Origin of the sequence: Photorhabdus kayaii (assembly GCF_025384895.1) — a bacterium.
GTDB classification, from domain to species: domain Bacteria; phylum Pseudomonadota; class Gammaproteobacteria; order Enterobacterales; family Enterobacteriaceae; genus Photorhabdus; species Photorhabdus kayaii.
On sequence record NZ_JAJAFZ010000010.1, the window covers coordinates 38,841 to 45,861 of the forward strand.

Annotated in this window: 4 protein-coding genes; all 4 read left to right on the forward strand. The window is 45.6% G+C overall.

Annotation, left to right across the window (positions count from 1 at the left end):
• Positions 1-204 precede the first annotated feature (204 nt).
• Genes LGZ98_RS05995 through LGZ98_RS06010 form a run of 4 tightly spaced genes read left to right on the forward strand, consistent with a single transcriptional unit; the run spans position 205 to position 6,991 of the window.
• The gene (locus LGZ98_RS05995) at positions 205-2,211 is read left to right on the forward strand and encodes a TonB-dependent receptor (RefSeq protein ID WP_113043374.1); all 2,007 of its coding nucleotides are present in this window, start codon (positions 205-207) and stop codon (positions 2,209-2,211) included.
• A complete protein-coding gene (locus tag LGZ98_RS06000; RefSeq protein WP_113043375.1) occupies positions 2,208-3,452 on the forward strand; it encodes an MFS transporter in 1,245 nt (414 codons plus the stop codon). Before LGZ98_RS05995 ends, LGZ98_RS06000 begins: the two co-directional genes overlap by 4 nt.
• Positions 3,445-5,244 (forward strand): ABC transporter ATP-binding protein, encoded by a 1,800-nt coding sequence (locus LGZ98_RS06005; RefSeq protein WP_229015628.1) that lies wholly within the window; start codon positions 3,445-3,447, stop codon positions 5,242-5,244. The genes LGZ98_RS06000 and LGZ98_RS06005 overlap by 8 nt, the downstream gene beginning before the upstream one ends.
• Entirely contained in the window at positions 5,144-6,991 is a 1,848-nt protein-coding gene (locus tag LGZ98_RS06010) for an ABC transporter ATP-binding protein (RefSeq protein WP_229015629.1), read from the forward strand. Before LGZ98_RS06005 ends, LGZ98_RS06010 begins: the two co-directional genes overlap by 101 nt.
• The last annotated feature ends 30 nt before the right edge of the window (positions 6,992-7,021 follow it).

Genomic DNA, 7,021 nt, shown 5'->3' on the forward strand with positions numbered 1-7,021 from the left:
ACTGTATATATATATATTGGATTGTGAATATCACGCAATTTATCATTAATAAGAATCATTATCAATAGTACGTAATGCGCTACTTTTGTCCCTATTCCGTTAGCCCTGATGGAATACTATCGATAGTCTCCCGTTATGTTTTTTGTTTTACCATACCTAATTTTTGTAAAACATGATTTAAACAGTGCATAACGAGTTATTTATATGAGAAAAAAATACGCTAAGGCGTCTGTTTTATGTTGTTTAATTTCGCCTGTAGTATGGGCGGAACATTCGTCTGGCGCGACAGAAGATGCTTTGATTGTGACGGCCAATAAACGGGAAGAGGCGTTAAATAAAGTGGATGGCAGCGTTCTAGTTAAAACAGGCGAAGAACTTGTACAGGCCGGTATCACTCAAGTACAAGATCTTGAGCGCGCTTTCCCTGGTTTACAAATCCGCTCACGAGGTAATAGAACCTATTCAGCAACCACCATTCGCGGTATTAGTTCACCGGATTTCTATTCGCCTTCTGTTCGAATTTATGTCGATGGCGTTCCTCAAGATCACCAATTCCTAACACAAGAATTAATCAACGTGGAACGTGTAGAACTATTACGCGGTCCGCAAGGGACTTTATATGGCGGAAATGCACAAGCGGGTGTTATTAATATCATCACTCGTTCACCGCAAGAAGGCCCTTGGCTTAACCTTTCCGGTAATTACTCCAAGCTGAAACAAGGTGGTTCTTTCAGCGGATCAATACCGCTTATTGAAGATCTCCTTTATGGTAGTACCAGCCTGCGTTGGGTAAAAGAGCCTGGGCAAATTGATGCACCAAATCGTGGCGATAAAAATATTGATTCCAGCAAAACCTGGCTTGGTCGAGGGCAACTGACATTTGCACCAGAAGATTCTTCGTTCAGTGCTGAACTTAGCTTTGCTCATGAAGATCTCGATTCCCATGAAGAAGTCTATCTAAACGACGAACAATTTCGTCGGAAAGAATATGATGGCCCTATCCCTGATTTAACCCGTCGGGTTAACAGTTATGCATTCAAGGCTGAATATGATTTTGGCGACAGTGTATTAACCAGTGTGACTTCTTATCAGGATCGCGATATTTACCGTGATTTCATTGGTGGTAAATGGAAAGAGAAACACCATGCCACCACGCAAGAGCTGCGTTTGAACTCCAATTTCTCAAATGGAATTACCAGCGTTCTCGGCGGTTGGTTTTCAGATGAAAAGAATAAACATCATACCAGTGGTTACCCCGGTTATTATGGTAATGCGGCTAACACAATAAAAGGAAAATCGCTGGCACTGTTTGGTGAAGTGAAATTGCCCTTTGCTTCTCAGTGGGATCTGACCCTGGGTGGCCGTTTGTCCCATGAAAAATCGCAGATAGACTATGCGGGTCGTTCTGGCATGGCAGCAATTGAAGCTTTTGATAACCAAGTTTCCAGCAATGAGTTTACGCCTAAAGCCGCATTGGGTTGGCAATTGACGCCAGATACCCGTTTCTATCTCTCTGCTACGAAAGGATACAAACCCGGTGGATTCAATAACATTGTTTACTCCACCAATGATAGAAAACCCTACGATACCGAAACCTCAGATAATTATGAATTTGGCTGGCATACCTCGTTCTTTGATAACGTAGTGACATTAGACAGCGCTGTTTACTACATTCGTTCGAAAGATAAACAAATTTATGTTGGTCCGATCGGTGCACAGTTTATACGCAATGTGGGTAAAGCAGAGAGCAAAGGCATTGAGTTGAGTAGCCAAATTAAGCCAATGAAAGGGCTGAAATTTTCTCTCGGGGGAAGTGTAGGCAAATCAAACTTCACTGATGCAACCGATATAGAGAATGGCATAAGTTATAACGATAAACGCCTGCCTTATGCGCCAGATGTCATGCTCAATGCAAGTTTTGACTACTTGATTGATCAAACGTTGTTACCCGGTAACCTCTATTTAAATGCCGGTGCCCGCTACTATTCAAAAAGCTACTTTAATGAAGCGAATACCCTTGAACAGGGAGGATACACCCTCTATGACGCTTCATTAAGTTTAGAAATGGCACATGGGGTTAATGTAAAACTCTATGGCGAAAATCTGGGTGATAAAAAGTATCGTGTCTCCAGTTTCACCGTGGGGCCAAATACGCTCAGTATGATCAATAAGGGCTTGAATGTTGGGCTGGATGTGAGTGTCTCACTATGACGCATAATATCTCCCATCCCCGCCATATATCGTTACTATTGTTGACTTTGGCGGGGGTTTACACCCTCCAAAGTACTATCGGCATGTTAACGTTACAAAGTATGCCAGCGTTTTTGCGTAGCCACGGCGTAACCCCGGATAAAATCGGCTTGCTCTACTTGTTGATGCTGCCTTGGGCATTCAAATTCCTTTGGGCGCCTATTATAGAGCGCTATCGTAAATCTGGTTCGGGGGATACAAACCCCCGTCGTATCATGATTTGCGGTAATCTGTTAATTACCTTGCTTTTTTGTTCAATGTCACTGGCAAAACCTGCCGAACATATGCCGCTGATTATCGTCGGTCTGTTTCTGATCACCATTTGTTTGACCGTGGTGGATACCACCACCGATGGCCACGCTATTGACCGGTTATCACCAAAACATCGCCCTTGGTGCAATGTTATGCAAGTTGGCGGCGGTTATTTGGGTTCTATCATCGGCAGCGGTCTGTTTCTATACCTTGTTTCGCTGTATGGTTGGCACATTGGCGCCGGGGTGTTAGCCATAGTGATTCTATTGATGTCACTGCCTGCCCTATTTTTACGGGAAACACAGGTAGAAAAAGCACCAACGGTTTTAAAAGCCCCGGTTGCCCCTTCTCTCAAAAATGCACTCCGTCGGGCACCGGTTAGACAAGCACTGGTTTTGATATTGCTGTGTATGATCGGTACGCGCCTTTCACTTGGTATGCTTTCGCCGTTTTTGATCGATCGCGGTGTGGATTTAACTCAACTTGGTATCATTGCCGCCAGTGGTGGTGCATTAGCTGGATTATCTGGTGTTCTGCTTGGTGGCATCATTGTACGTAAATTCGGTGCTATCCAGACTTTACTGTCTGTCATGCTGCTTGAATCTATCGTATTAGCCTGTATCTTCTGGCTTGCCCGGCAACCAGAAGCGCCGTTATCCCTGCTTTCAGCCGCATATGTCTTCATCACCTTAATCACCGCCGCCAAATTTGTTGCGCTGTATACCCAGATGATGTCGCTCGCTGCGGGTGCTCAGTCCGGTGTGGATTTTGCGTTGATGCAATCCGCAGATATGGGTATTGCAATTATCTGTTCAGTGTTGGGTGGATTGATTGTTACTAAAGCAGGCTATTCTGCCCTTTTCGTTCTCGCACTTCTCTTCACCTTCATTGCCTTGTTCTGGACATTGCGTAAATTCCATAATTTCCACAAGGAGAGCGTGAATGCGTAATCATGATACTTCTGTTCAGAGTTCGCCAGAGCAGCGTGCGGCTGATGCCGGCGTTATTAAAGAGTTATGGTATTTGATGCGCCCATACCGCACGTTGAGTTACGTTGCTATTGCACTTGCCATTCTTTCCGCCGGCCTGCAAATGTTGCCAGCGGCGGTTGCCGGGCTCATCACCCAATCTATCTATGACGGGCAATATGATACGCTATTGAATTATGGCGCTATGTTATTGGGATTTACATTTGCCGCTATGTTGGCCTTTAGTGGTTCAACGTTTTTTGCTCATTTGATCGCTGCCGATGTGCAAGCTGATGTTCGCCGCAATATCAGCAGTAAGTTGAAGTCTGTCCCTTTGGGCTTTTTCATGCTGACCGACAGCACTGAAATAAAAAAGATGATGCTAGATGACGTCGAACAGCTTGAAGATGGCATTGCCCATATCATTCCAGAGATGTCTGCTACCTTATTCGGTCCATTGATTGCATTGAGTGTCATGTTAGCCATTGATTGGCGGTTAGCCTTCGCAGCCTTCGCGCCAACTTTGGGTGCCTGCCTGTTATTCGTCTATATTCAGATAAAAGTTCAAGCGACAACTCAGCGTTTTTATGCCGCCCAAAACCGTATTGCTTCAACAATGGGTGAAGTTATTAATGCGATTCCTGTGGTCAAAACCTATTCAGGCGGCAAGGTTGCGTTGCAACGCGCTGAGAAAGCGTTTACTGCCCTGACTCGGATTATTGATGTTTGGGTTGAGAAAGTGCAGGTCAAATCTAGCCGGTTTTTCGTGTTATCCAGTGCTAACCTGCTGTTTGTCCTCCCTTTGGCGGTCTGGTTATGGAACCGACAAGAGATCACTTTATTCGAATTCACTTTCTTTATTTTGGCGGCAATGGCATTCGGCAATATTGCCTCATCTATGTTCGCTGTGATGACACGTTTGCAACAGCAAGAGGCGTTGATCACACGCTATCGTTGGTTAATGAATCAACCTGAACTGGCGCCTTGTACCCAAAGCCAAACACCAGCCGATCACAGCGTCGCTCTGCACAATGTCAGTTTCTCCTACCAGGATAATCAGGAGAATGCATTAAATCACATTTCATTTTCTATACCGGCGGGCAGTTCATTAGCTTTAGTCGGTGCCAGTGGTTCGGGTAAATCTACTGTAGCGAGTCTTATCGCACGTCTTTGGGACCCTCAGCATGGTCAGGTTACTATTGGCGGTGTTGATATCCGTAATATGGATGAACCGACGCTACGCAATAACGTCTCTTTTGTTTTCCAGCGTGTGTTTCTGTTCAACGATACGGTGGCTAATAACATACGATTAGCCCGTCCTAATGCCTCACAGGCCGAAGTTGAAACGGCTGCTATCGCAGCGCAAGCACATCAATTTATTCAGCAATTACCGCAAGGCTACGACACCGTACTGAACGGTGGCGTGAGTTTATCGGTAGGTGAAAAACAGCGTATTGCCGTTGCCGCCGCTATTCTGAAAAATGTCCCAATCCTTGTATTGGACGAAGCTACAGCCTATGCCGATCCAGAATGTGAAAAAGAGATGCAACAAGCGCTCAATGCTCTATGCCGTAATAAGACAGTGATTGTCATTGCCCATCGTCTACCGACTATCCGTCATCTTGATCAAATAATGGTTTTAGATAAAGGACAGATTATCGAACAAGGAACCCATGAAGAACTGGTCGCGCAGCAAGGTGCATACGCCAGACAGTGGGCTGCTTGGCGGGGAGAAAAAACCGGGACAGGAGCAAATTATCATGGGGCTATTTAATCGTCTCCAGCAACATCTATCACCAAAACAGCAAAGAGTTTGGTTTAAGGGGTTGTTATATAAACAGTTTGATACCGTTGCGATTATGGCTCAACTTGCTATTGCTGCTTGGGCTATTACCCATCTAGGGGAAAGTGACAATCCTATGTTGCCGCTTATCACTTTGGGATTACTGGTTATTTTACTGTTGCTGCGATTTACTTTTATGGCTCGCGCATTATGTAAACTCACCATTGCCGCCTATGGTTTAGGCATAGAAATTCGTCGCTCTCTGCTACAACGCCTTGTCAGTATGTCTGTCGCCACTATTCGGGGATTGAGTGCTGGAAAAATAGCGTTGACGTTATCTGAAGATGTGCAATGGCAGGAAAATCAGTCAGCCTATACCACACCGCAAATCGCTTGTCAGGTGATGATGCTGACTCTCATCTACCTGGCTTTATTCTGGTTCGATTGGGTGGTTGCCGGTAGTGCATTATTAGTGCTGATGGTTGGGATGTTCATCTTGGGGGCTATCCGTAAAAAACTGGATGAAATATTGCGCTTGCGTGCCACTATGATGGCTGATGTATCCGAAGCTATCGTCGAGTACGCCCAAGGTATGTCCTTTATTCGTGCTGCGGCAGCGACCACGACGGTAGAACAGCGTTTTGACCGCGAAATCGACCAATTACGTGTCGCATTCCGCCGCGGGGTATTCAGAAGTATTCCGCTACTGAGCCTGTTTTACATCATCATTGATACCAGCGTGGTCGTTGGCATTCTGGCTGGCGCTCTGCGCTTTAATTCACCAGAAGCATTAACACTCTCAGAAATACTTATCACGATTCTGTTGTTGTTTGCCACGATTACCCCTCTACGTGGGATCATCCCCTTACTCAATATTACGGCCTTAACGCAAGTAGGTGAAACCCATATTGCAGAGATAGAAGCCGTTGCAACGCAAGCTTCCGGGCCACTAGCCGCGCCAGACAAATATGATGTTGAAGTTAATAACATCTCATTTAGCTATCCAGGTACGAATCAACCCGCTATCCAAAATGTGTCATTTTATGCGCCGCAAGGCAGTATGACCGCTATTGTCGGGCTCAGTGGCAGTGGGAAATCCACACTGGCTTATCTGCTGCTCTCTTTCTATCAACTGGATAAGGGAGAAATCCGTCTGGGGGGGAATAATATTCATCATTACCAAACCCAGGCACTGTATGACACCGTTACTATGGTATTTCAGGAAACCGCACTATTTCAGGATACCGTCGCTAACAATCTCCGGTTGGGTGATCCCGGTGCAACCCAGTTAGAACTGGAGCAGGCTGCTCGCCTTGCCAATATTCACGATACGATTATGGCATTACCGCAAGGGTACGATACACCGCTAGGGGTGGATGGCGGTACGCTGTCTGGTGGCGAGCGTCAGCGCCTTGCCATTGCCCGTGCCATCTTAAAGCAATCTCCGGTTTTATTCCTCGACGAAGCGACGGCTTCTCTCGATCCCGAAAACGAACAGTTGATACAACAGGCGTTTGATTCTCTTACCCAGAATAAAACGGTTTTTGTTATCGCTCATCGGCTGAGCACGATAACCCGCGCTGACCAGATATTGGTGATGGATCATGGAACCCTTTGTGATAGTGGAACTCACAACGAATTGTTAGGACGTTGTTCACTTTATCAATCCCTTTGGGAAAACCATCTCGGCTCAGAGGAGCACTGGCATCTATACCCAAATAAGCCAAATAAGGTGTAACCCCCCGTTTTATAACCGTCATTATTTATA